The 14,083-nt window shown below is 46.8% G+C and carries 13 protein-coding genes; 9 read left to right on the top strand and 4 right to left on the bottom strand.

Features of this window, described 5'->3' with window-relative positions; translation table 11 throughout:
- The first annotated feature begins 16 nt into the window (after positions 1-16).
- Complete coding sequence (locus MKX59_RS24700; protein ID WP_340859209.1) at positions 17-2,209, top strand: alpha-galactosidase; 2,193 nt, start codon at positions 17-19, stop codon at positions 2,207-2,209.
- A gap of 24 nt (positions 2,210-2,233) precedes the next feature.
- Positions 2,234-3,667, top strand: a complete 1,434-nt coding sequence (locus tag MKX59_RS24705) for a PTS transporter subunit EIIC (RefSeq protein ID WP_340859211.1) — start codon at positions 2,234-2,236, stop codon at positions 3,665-3,667.
- A 192-nt stretch (positions 3,668-3,859) separates the two neighbouring features.
- Here MKX59_RS24705 and MKX59_RS24710 read toward each other — a convergent pair whose 3' ends face one another.
- The gene (locus MKX59_RS24710; protein WP_028541012.1) at positions 3,860-4,351 is read right to left on the bottom strand and encodes a DinB family protein; all 492 of its coding nucleotides are present in this window, start codon (positions 4,349-4,351) and stop codon (positions 3,860-3,862) included.
- Positions 4,352-4,485: 134 nt separating this feature from the next.
- Positions 4,486-5,100 (bottom strand): superoxide dismutase, encoded by a 615-nt coding sequence (locus MKX59_RS24715; protein WP_023986992.1) that lies wholly within the window; start codon positions 5,098-5,100, stop codon positions 4,486-4,488.
- A gap of 521 nt (positions 5,101-5,621) precedes the next feature.
- On the opposite strand from MKX59_RS24715, the gene MKX59_RS24720 reads away from it, so the two are divergent.
- The 7 genes from MKX59_RS24720 to MKX59_RS24750 all read left to right on the top strand — a co-directional run bounded on the left by MKX59_RS24720 (position 5,622) and on the right by MKX59_RS24750 (position 11,157).
- Positions 5,622-6,047, top strand: a complete 426-nt coding sequence (locus tag MKX59_RS24720; protein ID WP_023986994.1) for a GNAT family N-acetyltransferase — start codon at positions 5,622-5,624, stop codon at positions 6,045-6,047.
- Between the two features lie 131 nt (positions 6,048-6,178).
- A complete protein-coding gene (gene lepB, locus MKX59_RS24725; RefSeq protein ID WP_068939422.1) occupies positions 6,179-6,763 on the top strand; it encodes a signal peptidase I in 585 nt (194 codons plus the stop codon).
- Between the two features lie 93 nt (positions 6,764-6,856).
- The gene (rnhA, locus tag MKX59_RS24730; protein WP_023986996.1) at positions 6,857-7,294 is read left to right on the top strand and encodes a ribonuclease HI; all 438 of its coding nucleotides are present in this window, start codon (positions 6,857-6,859) and stop codon (positions 7,292-7,294) included.
- 95 nt (positions 7,295-7,389) lie between these two features.
- A complete protein-coding gene (gene queG / locus MKX59_RS24735; RefSeq protein WP_068939420.1) occupies positions 7,390-9,138 on the top strand; it encodes a tRNA epoxyqueuosine(34) reductase QueG in 1,749 nt (582 codons plus the stop codon).
- A 105-nt stretch (positions 9,139-9,243) separates the two neighbouring features.
- Entirely contained in the window at positions 9,244-9,498 is a 255-nt protein-coding gene (locus tag MKX59_RS24740) for a YneF family protein (RefSeq protein ID WP_013308742.1), read from the top strand.
- Between the two features lie 54 nt (positions 9,499-9,552).
- Positions 9,553-10,146: a GTP cyclohydrolase I FolE gene (gene folE / locus MKX59_RS24745; RefSeq protein WP_013308743.1), complete on the top strand. Its 594-nt coding sequence runs from the start codon at positions 9,553-9,555 to the stop codon at positions 10,144-10,146.
- A gap of 165 nt (positions 10,147-10,311) precedes the next feature.
- The gene (locus tag MKX59_RS24750; RefSeq protein WP_028541009.1) at positions 10,312-11,157 is read left to right on the top strand and encodes a lipoate--protein ligase family protein; all 846 of its coding nucleotides are present in this window, start codon (positions 10,312-10,314) and stop codon (positions 11,155-11,157) included.
- A 20-nt stretch (positions 11,158-11,177) separates the two neighbouring features.
- On the opposite strand, the gene MKX59_RS24755 is transcribed toward MKX59_RS24750, so the two are convergent.
- Both MKX59_RS24755 and MKX59_RS24760 read right to left on the bottom strand, forming a co-directional pair.
- Entirely contained in the window at positions 11,178-12,557 is a 1,380-nt protein-coding gene (locus MKX59_RS24755; RefSeq protein ID WP_071559308.1) for a Fe-Mn family superoxide dismutase, read from the bottom strand.
- Positions 12,558-12,810: 253 nt separating this feature from the next.
- Positions 12,811-13,848: an alpha/beta hydrolase gene (locus tag MKX59_RS24760; protein ID WP_023987001.1), complete on the bottom strand. Its 1,038-nt coding sequence runs from the start codon at positions 13,846-13,848 to the stop codon at positions 12,811-12,813.
- Positions 13,849-14,083 lie beyond the last annotated feature (235 nt).

Consider the following 14,083-nt stretch of genomic DNA (forward strand, 5'->3'; position numbering starts at 1 on the left):
CTATAAGGGGGTTGCTATGACTATACACATCGATAAAGAGAATCTTTTATTCCATTTACAAGGCAGCAATACGAGTTATGTCATGCAGGTTATACGAGATGGTTATTTAGCCCATCTGTATTGGGGAAAGAAAATTCAGAACTATCGGGGAAGCAATAAAATCATCTTTATGGATAGAGGATTTTCACCCAATCCGGATGGCTCGGATCGAGCCTTTTCACTGGATAACATCCCACAAGAATATCCGTCATTTGGAAATAGTGATTTCAGGATTCCTGCGTATCAGCTTCAATTGGAGAATGGTTCTACCGTGACAGACTTTCGGTATAAAGAACATCAGGTTTACCAAGGCAAGCCAAAATTGAAAGGGCTTCCTTCTACTTATGCAGAGGATGATGGCGAAGTAGAAACTCTGGAAATCGTCCTTGAAGACCCATTAATTGATGTAAAGGTTGTACTATCCTATAGCCTATATCAAAAGTGGGATGTCATCACCCGTTCAGTCCGGTTCGATAATGAAGGTCGGCAGCAGCTAAAACTGCTTAAAGCGTTAAGTGCTAGTGTGGATTTTCGTGATGATGAATACGAACTAATTACCTTGTACGGTGCGCATAATAATGAAAAAAATATAGCAAGGCGAAAAATTTTACCCGGAATTCAAATGGTAGACAGCTGCCGTGGAGCCAGCAGCCCTCAACAGGCACCCTTTATGGCACTTGTAAGAGAAGGAACAGATGAAGAACAGGGTGAAGTGTACGCCTTTAATCTGGTGTACAGCGGGAACTTTACGGCACAGGCTCAGGTAGATTCCTATCGGAACACAAGAGTCGCGATGGGGATTAATCCTTTTGATTTTACATGGCTGCTTGAACCGGAGGAATCCTTCCAAACGCCAGAAGTGGTCATGGTATACACCGAAAATGGATTGGGCGGCATGTCGAGAATTTATCATGAATTATACAGGAGCAGATTATGTCGTGGGCCTTTTCGTGACAAGGAGCGGCCGATCCTGATTAATAACTGGGAAGCCACCTACTTTAACTTTGATGCCGACAAGATTGAGCAGTTGGCGAAGGAGGCTCAAAGTGTAGGAGTGGAGCTGTTTGTACTGGATGATGGGTGGTTTGGAAAACGGGATGATGACAATACTTCATTAGGCGATTGGGTGGTGGATCGTCGCAAACTTCCAGATGGATTGCCGGATCTTGCAAACCGCATACGAAATCTGGGTATGGAGTTTGGTTTGTGGTTTGAACCTGAAATGGTATCCATAGACAGCAATTTATACAGAAAGCATCCAGATTGGTGTATCCATGTCCCTGATCGTCCGTATACGTTGGGAAGAAATCAACTGATGTTGGATTTATCGAGGAAGGAAGTGTGTGAGTACATTATTAAGTCGGTTTCCGATATTTTATCGGACGTTCCAATTACTTATGTAAAATGGGACATGAATCGTCACATGACGGATGTGGGTTCGGCAGCCTTGCCGCCTGAGAGACAAAGGGAGACTGCGCATCGTTATATCCTGGGACTCTATAATATTATGGAAGAGCTTACATCAAAGTTTCCCCATGTCTTATTCGAGAGCTGTTCTAGTGGAGGAGGCCGTTTTGATGCCGGTATGCTCTATTACATGCCTCAGACCTGGACGAGTGACAATACGGATGCCATTTGCCGATTGAAAATTCAATGGGGAACAAGTCTTGTCTACCCTCCAATTACCATGGGGGCACACGTCTCCACAGTACCCAACCATCAAGTGGGCAGAATAACTCCCTTGGAGACAAGAGGTTATGTCGCCATGGCCGGGAATTTTGGATATGAGCTAGATTTGACGACATTAACCGTTGAGGAAAAAGAAATAGTAAAAAAACAGATAGCTCTATATAAAGAAATGAGATCGCTCATTCAATTTGGGAAGTTTTACAGAATAATTAATCCGTTTGATGAAAATGAAGCCGCATGGAGCTTTGTATCAGAGGATCAAATGGAAATGGCGGCCAGCTATTTCAAGATTTTATCCCAACCTGCTGCCGCGATTAAAACATTAAAATTTAAAGGTCTGAATCCAGACTACGTTTATAGAAATGTAGAAACCGGTGAGCTGTTCGGCGGTGATGAATTAATGCATGTCGGCATAACACTTGCCAGGGTAAAGCAGGACTTTTTAGGCATGTTCTGGAGATTTGTTAAAGAAGACATCTGACTCAGCTAGAGGAGGTTTTACTAGATGGAAGCAAAAGAAAAGCAGTATAAGCAAATTTCTCAAGAAATTTTAAAATATATCGGTGGTGAAGAGAACATTATCGGTGTGGCCCATTGTGCCACAAGATTAAGAATTGTACTTGAGGACAATGAAAAAGCGGAATTAAAAAAGATTGAAGATATTGATCTGGTTAAAGGCGTTTTCATAGCGGGGGACCAACTGCAGATCATTTTTGGAGCAGGGTTGGTCAATAACATCTATGCCGTGTTCTCCAAACTGACCGGAACAGAAGATATGTCATTAAGTGATGTCAAATCGAAGTCCGCACAAAAGCAAAATCCTTTTCAAAAGGCCATTAAATCGCTGTCAGATGTCTTCATTGAGATCATGCCGGGAATTCTTGCTGCCGCATTGTTAATGGGGATAACCGGGCTGTTAGGTCAGAAGGGGTTATTCGGTCCTAAGTCAATTGTGGAGATGTATCCAATTTTTCAAGGGATCAATCGCTTCGTTCAAATCGTTTCCACGGGTATTTTTACAATCCTGCCGCTGCTTGTTGTTTATTCCGCAACCAAGAGATACGGCGGTCGTCCTATTCTGGGGCTTGTGCTGGGTGCGATTATGCTTCATCCGGCACTGGCAGATGCTTTTGAGGTAGCTAAAGGGAGTCAAAATCCGGAATCGATCAGTCTTTTCGGCCTTCCCGTACAGTTGGTTGGATTTCAGGGCGGTATTATTATTGCTCTAATGATGGGATATGTGGTAGCCAAGTTGGATCAGTTTTTTAACAAAAAGGTTCCAGACATGATTAAACTATTTTTGGCTCCGTTGCTGACGGTCTTTATTTCTTCCCTGCTATTGTTTACGATTATCGGCCCTCTTGGGCGAGAGCTAGCCAGTCTGGTCACCGTTTCGCTGCTTTGGATGACGCAAAACCTTGGGATATTCGGTTTTATGTTTTTTGCAGGCATTCAGCAGATCATTGTTATTACAGGCTTACATCATGTTATGGGTGCGGTAGAAGCGCAGCTGTTAACCGATACAGGCAGAAATTTTATCAACCCATTGGCATCAGTAGCTTTGATGGCTCAAGGGGGCGCCGTTTTGGGGTATATTCTTTTGAATCGCAAAGACACCAAGGTTAAAGAAATGGGTTACTCTGCATTCGGGTCTGTACTTTTTGGAATCTCCGAACCAGCGATCTTCGGGGTCACTTTAAAGTATAAGTTCCCCTTGGTTGCTGGATGCCTTGGAGGAATGATTGCGGGAGCATATGTATATTTAAGCAAGCTGACAGCCATAGGATTCGGAACCACGGCTCTTCCTGGCTTTGCAATTGCAGCGTCAGAGAACCATGGTCATATGAATTATCTTATCGCTCATCTTATTGCCCTGTTATGTGGAGCATTATTTACATTGGCTTACGGTGCTATCAAGAGCAAGAGGTCAACACTCTGAACCAAGAGAGTATTGATAAGTTGAATAACTTAATCAGTTACAATCAGGCTTTATGAAAACGGTTAAAAGAAGAGAATATGCGTGGAATGGACAAGAGAGTATAGATGAAAAAGTAAAAGAGCCGTCCTCAGTCGTTAAAAAAGACCGAGGACGGCTCTGAGTCACATGAATATACTTGTATGTTCGTTAAAGCTAATCGATGCCACCATCGCTTTCAATCAGCCCTTTGCCGATTACATTGGCCGAAACCGGAGGCTTGCCTAGCTCCCGAGACCATATGGACAACTGCCCAATATGGTGGATTTGGTGGGCGATGACATGACGCATCACCTCGCCCCAGGCATCAATTACAATCCTGCCGTCTGGGAGGTGATCTTCAAACCTTTTCCGTTCCAGACCATCATGCCAGGCGAGCACGAACGGCTCGACATCGAGTCGAAACTTTGCATCCAGCTCACGGACTTTGTCGAGCGTATCATACAGAGAGAAGTCCTCCTGAAAGTCGGGTTTGCCCTGAATCGTTTGAATCCAGCTCCACTCCACATCAACGATATGAAAGAGTGTCTTTAGAATGCTGCCGACTCCGCCGACGCGTTGTTTCAGTAATTCCTCCTGCGACACCTCTTCACACCAGCGGTACCATTGTTCCCGAATCATCCAGTTGTAACGAAAAAAAGTCTGCATCCATCAACCTCCAGAGCTGTATTCGAGAATCATCTCCACCAGTTTACCATGGTATGCCAAAAGGGCTGTCTCATTCGTAGAAAATCTACTTTTGAGACAGCCCTTTATTATAGGATAGAGATGTTGTTACTGGCTTATTTCTTTGCAGCCGCGTAACGTTTGTTTACTTCATCCCAGTTGATTACATTGTAGAATGCTGCAATGTAGTCTGGGCGTTTGTTTTGATATTTCAGGTAGTAAGCATGCTCCCAAACGTCCAGTCCAAGTACCGGAGTCAGACCTTCGGACAGCGGGCTATCCTGGTTTGGAGTGCTAGTGATCGCCAGTTTGCCGTCTTTGCCGACAACCAACCAAGCCCAGCCGCTACCAAAACGTGTTGTAGCTGCTTTAGTGAAGTCTTCTTTAAATTTGTCGTAGCCGCCCAGCTCGTTGCTGATTGCTTCAGCAATAGCACCTGTCGGTTGTCCACCGCCGTTAGGACCGATAACTTCCCAGAACAGGCTGTGGTTGTGGTGTCCACCACCGTTGTTGCGAACCGCAGTGCGGATGCTTTCAGGAACGCTGTCCAGATTGGAGATCAGATCCTCCAGGCTTTTGCTTTGCAGTTCAGGAGCGCTCTCCAGAGCTGCGTTTAAGTTCGTTACATATGTGTTATGGTGACGATCATGGTGAATTTCTACTGTCAGTGCATCAATGTGCGGTTCCAGTGCGTCTTTTGCGTAAGGAAGTTCTGGTAATTGAAATGCCATAGTAAAATCCCTCCTGGTTATATGGTTGGGTAAGTGTTCCTATGTAATAATACCCTCGACAGTTATATTAAACCGCATTCAGCCTATTTAATCAACATTTTTGTTTGTAAAATAGCAAACTGGGCAATACGGCCTGGTAGCTAGCATGTCCAAAAACCCGATTTGAATACATAATACCTAGGTAATAAGAGGTAAATTGTGAACATTAAAATGTAAACGCTTTATATACAGCGCTTACATGAGAAAAAGGGATGTATTCCATCAAAAAGTATGGTTTAATGGTCAAGGAAGCAGAAATTTCGGCTTTTTTGTCGTCTGCTATAATCTGTCATGTCTATGACATGACGAACTTGAGGGCATACACCCTTTTCCTGTTCTTCATTTCATATATAGCAGATCGTATGCATTTTTATCATAATGCCTTGTGATTAACACCATGATAAGAAATTTAAGGATTTATGTAAAAATGACGGTGCTGTCTCAATTTTTTTATTATGCTTACGAAAAGGGAGATATTACTTATGCACGTTCGTTCCTTTCAATTAAGTGATGTGAACTCAGTAACGGAACTCATGCAAATTGCCTTGTCAGAGGAGTGCTACAAAGAGACGGTGAGTGCGTTTGCCCGTCAGCTTTCGTGGGATTCCGGTTTGATCATCGTTGCAGAAGAAGAGGGTGAGATCGTTGGTGCTTTGATCGGCACGATCGATCAGAATGATGGTTGTTACTATCGTATCGCTATTCATCCGGATCGTCGTCGGATGGGAATCGGCAAATCGCTTGTGGAATCCATGGAGCAGCGTTTTCAGCAACGTAAGGTTAGCCGTATTTGGGTAGCAGGGGACAAGCATAACAGTGCGGCCATGCCTTTGTACGAAGCGATGGGCTATGGAGCAAGCCAGATTTTACAGGCTTTTCAGAAGCTGAGTATTTTGGCGCCTCATTAATCGGGAATCGAAATAAAGAGAATTGAATAACATTAAGTATAATATTTACATTTAGAGCATATCTGAGTAACCGTTGCAATCGGGTACGGGATATGCTTTTCTATTTATAACAGGGTTGAGGAGGTTTAATTATGGACGCTTTGGCTCCTTCGTCAGGCCCACTTCCCTCGCCGGAAACGTCCAAACCAGCAGGTCGCTCTGGTTACATACGCGATTGGTTAGTCACCCTTCTGATTGCCATGGTCGTCTTGCTGCTTCTGAACCTGTTTGTATTTAACTTGTCCACGGTCAGAGGACATTCGATGCAGCCGACGTTAATGGAAAGTCAGCATTTGTTCGTCAACAAGCTGGTTTATAATTTTCATGATCCGGGCAGGGGGGACATTGTGATTTTAAAAGATCCCGATTCCAAGCTGTCGAGTCCAAGATTTTTAGTGAAAAGAGTCATAGGTATTCCCGGAGATGTAATCCGAGTTGAACATAATCATTTGTATGTGAACGGTGAACTGCTAAATGAACCTTACACCAACTCTGACGTGGAGGATGGTGATTATGGTCCTTTTACGGTGGAGCAGGAGCACTTTTTTGTCATGGGAGATAATCGCCATACTGCAGCAAGCAAGGATAGCCGCTATTTTGGCAGCATTAAATCTCAAGATTTACTGGGACGTGCAGAATTTATATTTTGGCCGATATCTGAGTGGAAATGGCTATAGAGCAACTAAAGTCTGAAATTAATGCGGAACACGTCCGAACCGATCTGGACCATGACGGAGCAGGAGGTTACCGATGAGGAAAGGAAGAGGATGATGAAAGAAGTGATGGTATATACCGACGGTGCTTGTTCGGGAAATCCGGGTCCTGGGGGCTGGGGGATTGTTTTGCTGTATGGGGAACATCGTAAAGAGCTGTCAGGTGCCGAGAAAATGACGACAAACAACCGTATGGAGATCAAGTCCGTGATTGAAGCACTGAAGCTGCTCAAGGAGCCTTGCCATGTGAAAGTACATAGTGACTCTGCCTATGTGGTCAATTGCTTCAAACAGGGCTGGATTAAGAACTGGCTTCGTAATGGCTGGCGCAACAGTAAAAATCAGCCAGTGGAGAACAAGGAACTATGGGAAGAACTGTGGGAACTGATGGGTAAGCATGAGGTTGAATATGTGAAGGTTAAGGGGCACAGTGACAATGAACTGAATAATCGCTGTGATTTTCTGGCGACCAGTGCTGTTAAAAATTTACGGTAGCATCTGCTGCTGTTTTCTGTTGAAATTTGAGATATGAGAATTTTGCAAATCCTCATATCTGTAATGATGAAAAGTGGAAGAGAGGTGAGTATCGGATGCAACGCGGATTGACTCAGGCGGCTGCCGGAACCGCTTCGACTTGGGCTTCGCTCAAGCAGGAAATTATTGAGGCAGCTCCAGGGCTGGGTATCGACTCCATCGGGTTCGCATCCGCCGACCCCTTTCTGTCTCTGAAAGCTATATTGGAAGAGCATCGTGCGAAAGGCTATGAATCCGGCTTTGAGGAGCCAGATATTGATAAGCGGATCTACCCGGAGCTGTATGGCTCACAGCCTGCATCTCTGATTGCTATTGCGGTGGCGTACCCTTCCAAAATGAAGGACCCGCCGAAGTCGGACAAGGGGAAGTACCGTGGTATTTTGGCACGTTCAGCCTGGGGGAAAGATTATCATCTGGTACTACGCGAAGCGATGGAAAAGCTTGAGGCTTTTATAAGTGAGCGGGTACCTGATGCCATATTGAAAAACATGGTGGATACCGGAGAATTGTCGGATCGAGCCGTTGCGGAACGCGCAGGGATTGGCTTTAGCGGCAAAAATACGATGATGATTTCACCGACGCTGGGATCATGGATTTATCTAGGTGAGCTGTTGACGAACATTCCTTTCCAGCCAGATGAACCGGTAACGGATGGTTGCGGCGAGTGTACCAAATGTTTGGATGCCTGTCCTACGGGCGCGCTTGTGGGTCCTGGACAGCTGAATGCCCAGCGGTGTGTGTCCTTTTTGACGCAAACGAAGGGCTTTCTGGATGAGGAGTTTATGCGGAAGATAGGGAATCGGCTATACGGATGTGATACCTGCCAAATGGTATGCCCCAAAAATCGGGGTCTCAACTGGGATCACCATCCCGAGCTTACACCCGATCCTGAAATTGTGAAGCCGTTGCTGCTGCCGTTATTGGATTTGAGCAACCGTGAATTCAAAGACCAATTTGGACAAAGTGCGGCGGCTTGGCGGGGGAAGAAGCCCATTCAACGCAATGCAGTCATTGGACTGGGCAATTTCAAGGATATCAGCGCGGTGCCCAAGTTAACGGAGGTTTTATTGGATGATCCGCGTCCCGAGCTACGAGGCACGGCGGCGTGGGCTTTGAGTCGAATAGGAGGGGAGAACGCTATGACAGCGATCAAGCAAGCATCAGAGAAGGAACAACATGAGCAAGTACGCGAAATGATCGCGCAAGCGCATTCCAAACTAGAGGAACAAGAGCAGGCAGAACAGCAAAAGGCGTCTGAATTACCAAAATCAGAAGTAACGGCCGGAGATTCACAGGGTCCAACCACCATTTATTATGATGAGATGGAGACACCTGTGGGCACGTTGACGCTGTGCGCTACGGATCGGGGGCTGTGCCGAATAGACTATGGCGTTTTTCATGCAAAGGAAGCACTGCTTCAGCAATGGGCCCGAACATGGATTGGGGAATATGTCTATGTGCAGGAGCCGGAAAAACTGCGCGAAGCCGCGGACCAACTGCGTGAATATTTTGCGGGAGAACGACGGGAATTCAGTATAGCCTATGATTTGAGGGGCACTCCTTTTCAAGAGCAGGTATGGCGTGCATTACAAAATATTCCGTACGGACAAAGTGTGTCCTACAAAGATATTGCAGAATCGATCGGACGAGCCAAGGCGGTACGTGCTGTGGGTGGAGCCAATAACAAAAATCCGTTACCCATTCTGTTTCCATGTCACCGGGTATCGGGTGCAAACGGAAGTTTGGTCGGTTATGCTGGAGGCTTACCAGTCAAGACGAAGCTGCTGGATTTGGAGAAACAATAAGGACATATGTTTGCAAAAAGTGATTTGCTAGCTGTCCCATGTTTTGCTATGATAGGTTCGTGCAATTCAAGATGTTTCATATAAATATACAGAGGTGACGACTTCGTGGTGTGGAATATTGTCATTCCGATTATTACCCTGATTGCTGGTTTGGTTGGGGGATTTTTCATCGGTGCTTATTATCTTCGTAAACAGCTTGAAAAGATGCAAAACGACCCTGAAACGCTGCAAAAAATGGCCAAACAGATGGGTTACAACCTGAATGGGAAACAAATGCAAAAAGCCCAGCAGATGATGAAGAACCAACAGTTCTCCAAAAATCAGCCTGGTCCGCGTAAAAATCAGGGCCGTCGGAAATAATGAGCAACGTGAGCACGGATGCCGCATGAGGTTGCTGCATAGAGGAGGATTACTGTGGCTGGCGTAAAAGATTATATTAACCGCAAAGCTGCGGATAACCGGGATAAAATCGAGTACCATGTGGAGCAGATTTTACAACTGATCGGTGAGGACCCCAAGCGTGAAGGGTTGTTGGAAACACCGGCACGCGTTGCGCGCATGTATGAGGAAATATTTGCGGGTTATGAGGTTGATCCCCGGGATGCGTTGGGTGTGACATTTGACGAGAATCACGAGGAGCTTGTGATCGTGAAGGACATCGTCTATTACAGCCAGTGTGAGCACCATATGGCTCCTTTCTTCGGAAAAGTGCATATCGGCTATGTACCCAGCGGCAAAATTGTAGGACTGAGCAAGCTTGCACGCCTGGTAGAGGCAGTAACCCGCCGATTGCAGGTACAGGAGCGTATTACATCACAGATCGCTGATATTTTAAATGAAGCGGTCTCCGCTCACGGGGTTATGGTGGTCGTGGAAGGTGAGCACCTGTGCATGTGTGCAAGAGGTGTCAAAAAGCCTGGTAGCAAAACGGTAACGTCTGCGGTACGCGGTACGTTTCGTGATGATGCAGCGCAGCGCGCAGAGTTTTTGTCGCTGCTCAAGGATTGATCGAACATCGCAAGACGTTTATGTGATGAACAAAAAAAGGGTGGTTTACGCATAGGCGTAGCCACCTTTTTTTGTTAACATCAGAAATAGAGACGACGGGATAGCTGCCTTAAAATTACGATTTGCCTATGGATAACAGTTATTTTTATAGATAGGGGATAACGTATGGAGAATGTACATAGATCAATGGAAAAAACAACAGCTTTGCCTGAGTTACAGTGGTTTGAAACGCCACTCGCGGCCACTCAGGAGAATGTTTTGTCTCCGCTGGCTTGGGAGGAGCTGGCTTGTCGGCAAGTAGGGAAAGGAGCTACACCCATTTTGCATCTATGGCGGCATCCGTCAGCGCTTGTGATCGGTCACCGGGACCGCAGGCTTCCCTACGCCCCACAGGCGATGGAACGAGTGCGCAACGCGGGAACCTCGGTATGCGTACGCCCCTCGGGTGGAGCAGCCGTCATGCTGGACAGAGGGGTACTGAACCTGTCCTTAATCCTGCCGAATCCACAGCGGGCCATCAGCCTGCATGAGGATTTTCGGCTCATGGCAGCGCTAATTGCCGATGCGCTGGTTCCGTGGTCTGGCGAGGCGCAGACCGGAGAAATCCTCGGGTCCTTCTGTCCCGGGGATTACGATGTCAGCGTCCGGGGCCGCAAGTTTTGCGGCATTGCACAGCGGCGCCAAGCCAAGGCGTATATCATCACAGCCTTCGTGATGATTGAGGGCAGCGGTGCAGAGCGTGCACAGGCGGTGCAGCATTTCTATACAGAGGCAGCCGGGGACACATCGGCAGGCGTGCAGCAGCAGGATTACCCCCGGGTGAATCCAGCAACGATGGGTAGCCTGGCAGAGCTGGCTGGAGTGCCATCTGTTGAGGCGTACACGGCATCTCTGCGCCGTGTCGTTGAGAGCCGGACAGCCATTTTACCTGCCGATGGCTGGGTGGTACAACCGGAAGGATTGACCGAACAAATGGCAGCGCTCAGAGAGCGATACGATTTGCAGGTGTAGTTTTTCTTTAGCTTAGAAGCTTAGAAGGGTTGCCATCTCAGTTTGGAGGCTTGATCGTAGCGCGCTTCCACTTCAGGCCAGTTAACGACATGCCACCAATCCTCAATGTATTTGTTACGCTCATTTTGATGCTTTAAGTAATATGCATGTTCCCATACATCTATCGCCAGCAGCGGAATGGACTCCCATTGAGTCAGATTTTGGTGCTTTTCGGCCTGCAAAATTTCAAGCCGTCCCGCGCGTGGACTCCATACCAGGATAGCCCAGCCGCCACCCTCGACCTTTTCGGCTGCCGAACTGAATTGCTTTTTGAATGCATCGTAGCTGCCAAAATCCTTTTTAATCTGTTCAGCCAGCGGTCCGCTTGGGTTTCCGCCACCTTTAGGACTCATGATCGTCCAAAAAAGAGTATGCAGATAATGGCCTGCGCCGTTGAATGCCAGTTCGCGTTCCCAATGTTTTACGAGGTCAAAGTCACCTGTTTTTCGGGCTTCTTCGAGCTTCTTTTCCGCTTTATTCAGGTCATTCACATAGCTCAAATGATGCTTATCATGGTGAATACGCATCGTTTTCTCATCAATATACGGTTCAAGCGCATTATAGGGGTAAGGGAGCGGCGGTAGCCGATGTCCCCCAATAGGAACCGAGCGGCCGATTGAGGTTTTTTCCGTTGCCGAAGGTTGTGCCTGGCTGGACTTGACGCTTTTAGTCGTCCATGCGCCTTCTCCCCTTATGCCTGCCTGCCGTTCTCGAAACGCTTCCTCTGGGTAATTCTCACCCTCTGCCGCTACATGATACAACCTAGCAGCCCTTGCGATGGAGCCTGGTTCTTGAAAGGGGGTTGTCGAGATTAGGAAATATTGGCTTTCATGTGCCGCGTGTAATACAACTCCGGCGGATTTTGGCTGCTGACGCAATGCATGACTGTGCTCGCTCAGCAGACCGAGCTGTCGTACATACTCCTGTGACTGACGGTTTGCGGTTTGCAGCAAATCGTCCAGTCGACGATTTAATTCTTGTGAGTCAGGCTGAGAGTTTAAGGCTGACTCTGACAATGGCATCTTTACAGATGATGATACGTCTAATCCCCTTGACTGTTTTGAATGTTCAGTGAATTCGTGTGTATGTGCTTGTGGAGCAGCCGACATCTGTTTCCATTCCTGATGCCACGCCTGATCTGCCGGATCGAGTACGCTCCGTTGCTCTTCTAGCAACTCTATGGCGGTACGTTCCGTCTGTTCGAATACAGTCCGCCAATCATCCAGCAACCGTACATAAGTTGGCTCCAATCCCTCGGTAGCGGATTTAATCACTTCCACATGCCAACTTTCCTGCTGCTTCCAATGCCGAATTTCCTCCAGCACACGTAAGGGCAGGAAAGACCCATAAGTACTCAGCATCGTTTTTTTACCTCCCGTATCCTACTATGGCTATCCGGCGGATCTGGCAGATCTGCCCTGGATGCATACGTACCCAGTATATTCGCTGTCTCATCAGGAATATGTCTATGAACTCCCTTAATCCGGTCACATCTGTTACGTAAAACAATGAATACCCATGGAAAACGAAAAAGAAGCCCAGCTACGGCACGGGTTAAGTGTCCATAGGCAGGCTTCTTCCAGGCGAAGAATAGAATACAGTTCTTCGAAAAATTTACTTCGTAGTCGTTTGTTTGTGGGCATCAGCGATGGTTTTCTTGTCCTCCAGCTCCTGTACACTGCTTAGAAACGTCGATACCCGTCGCAAATATTCACGAGGGTGCTCTCTGAAAATAAGCTCATGTATCCCGTTTTTAACAATCCATACACTGGAAAGCGGGTTGGTTTGATTGGCAGCGAGCTTTTCCGCAATAGGATAAGGAGCTTTTTCATCCTGTGTACCATGCACAAACATGATCGGGAACGGATAGTTTTCCTTTTTAACTTCCTGATATGGAATTTGATGCAAGCTGGTTCCGTTCAAGACTGGAAACAGCAACTCCAGAATTTCCAAAGACGGATGTCTTGGCAGATTAATTTGATTGTGAATGTTATGGTACAGCGTATCTGGCTCCAGCAGGAAGGTGCTGTCCAAAATCATTGCGTCCACATCCTTGGTTTGCAAGCCCGCCTGAAGAGCGGTTCCTGCCCCCATGGAGAAGCCCCATACGATAATCTCCGACGAGCCGCGTTGCTTCGCAAGCTGAATTGCTCCGAGGAGCTGTTGGGATTCTGCTTTGCCTCCGGTTGCGACTGCTTTGCTGTTTTGTGACGCGAATCCATAATCGAACATGACCACATTAAAGTTCAAACTGTGGGCATAATGCGCCAGATCATACATGGGAATCCAGCTTTCTTCGCGGTTAGCCCCATAGCCATGACTGAAAATAATCGTTTTCCGCGATTGATCCGCCGGGATATACCAGCCTTGTACCATGCGGCTACCATCCTTGGCAGGGAAGCTGACTTCCTCATAAGGCATGCTTTTGGCCTGCATCGGATTAGAGTACAGTGGTGCAACGGTGGGATTCGTAAGTACCCATGCGATGTAAGCATGCAAGGCAATAAAACAAAACAACAGAAAAAAGACGACCGACAGCAGCAGAGCAATCACAACGTGCTTGAACCGCAGCAGACGGGGATTAAAGAGTGGGGTGGACGGCTCCTGAACAGCGGTCTGTAGCTGAGCGTTGCGCTGGGATGTCGAAATCATGCAAGAGCCTCCTTATATAAAATTGATCTTCGTTTCATAGAATTTAGGTATAATTCCACTTGAAAATAGTAGTGTAGATCCGTATAGATACCTATTATCGTATGATGGGGATTATCCAAAGTCAACGCCTGAACCGGAAAAGTAAAAATGATGCAAAGAATTGTCGATGTTTGTTCTCGTTCTGTAATATGGTTGTCACAAAAACATCGGTTTACAGTAGCCGCGACTATTCTAT

The organism is Paenibacillus sp. FSL R7-0340 (assembly GCF_038002205.1).
Classification (GTDB): Bacteria; Bacillota; Bacilli; order Paenibacillales; family Paenibacillaceae; genus Paenibacillus; species Paenibacillus polymyxa_B.

Excerpts from the sequence above, each read along its gene's own strand:
- MKX59_RS24700 (WP_340859209.1), top strand. The coding sequence starts at position 17 with ATGACTATACACATCGATAAAGAGAATCTTTTATTCCATTTACAAGGC.
- MKX59_RS24705 (WP_340859211.1), top strand. The coding sequence starts at position 2,234 with ATGGAAGCAAAAGAAAAGCAGTATAAGCAAATTTCTCAAGAAATTTTA.
- MKX59_RS24710 (WP_028541012.1), bottom strand. The coding sequence starts at position 4,351 with ATGCAGACTTTTTTTCGTTACAACTGGATGATTCGGGAACAATGGTAC.
- MKX59_RS24715 (WP_023986992.1), bottom strand. The coding sequence starts at position 5,100 with ATGGCATTTCAATTACCAGAACTTCCTTACGCAAAAGACGCACTGGAA.
- MKX59_RS24720 (WP_023986994.1), top strand. The coding sequence starts at position 5,622 with ATGCACGTTCGTTCCTTTCAATTAAGTGATGTGAACTCAGTAACGGAA.
- lepB (WP_068939422.1), top strand. The coding sequence starts at position 6,179 with ATGGACGCTTTGGCTCCTTCGTCAGGCCCACTTCCCTCGCCGGAAACG.
- rnhA (WP_023986996.1), top strand. The coding sequence starts at position 6,857 with ATGAAAGAAGTGATGGTATATACCGACGGTGCTTGTTCGGGAAATCCG.
- queG (WP_068939420.1), top strand. The coding sequence starts at position 7,390 with ATGCAACGCGGATTGACTCAGGCGGCTGCCGGAACCGCTTCGACTTGG.
- MKX59_RS24750 (WP_028541009.1), top strand. The coding sequence starts at position 10,312 with ATGGAGAATGTACATAGATCAATGGAAAAAACAACAGCTTTGCCTGAG.
- MKX59_RS24755 (WP_071559308.1), bottom strand. The coding sequence starts at position 12,557 with ATGCTGAGTACTTATGGGTCTTTCCTGCCCTTACGTGTGCTGGAGGAA.
- MKX59_RS24760 (WP_023987001.1), bottom strand. The coding sequence starts at position 13,848 with ATGATTTCGACATCCCAGCGCAACGCTCAGCTACAGACCGCTGTTCAG.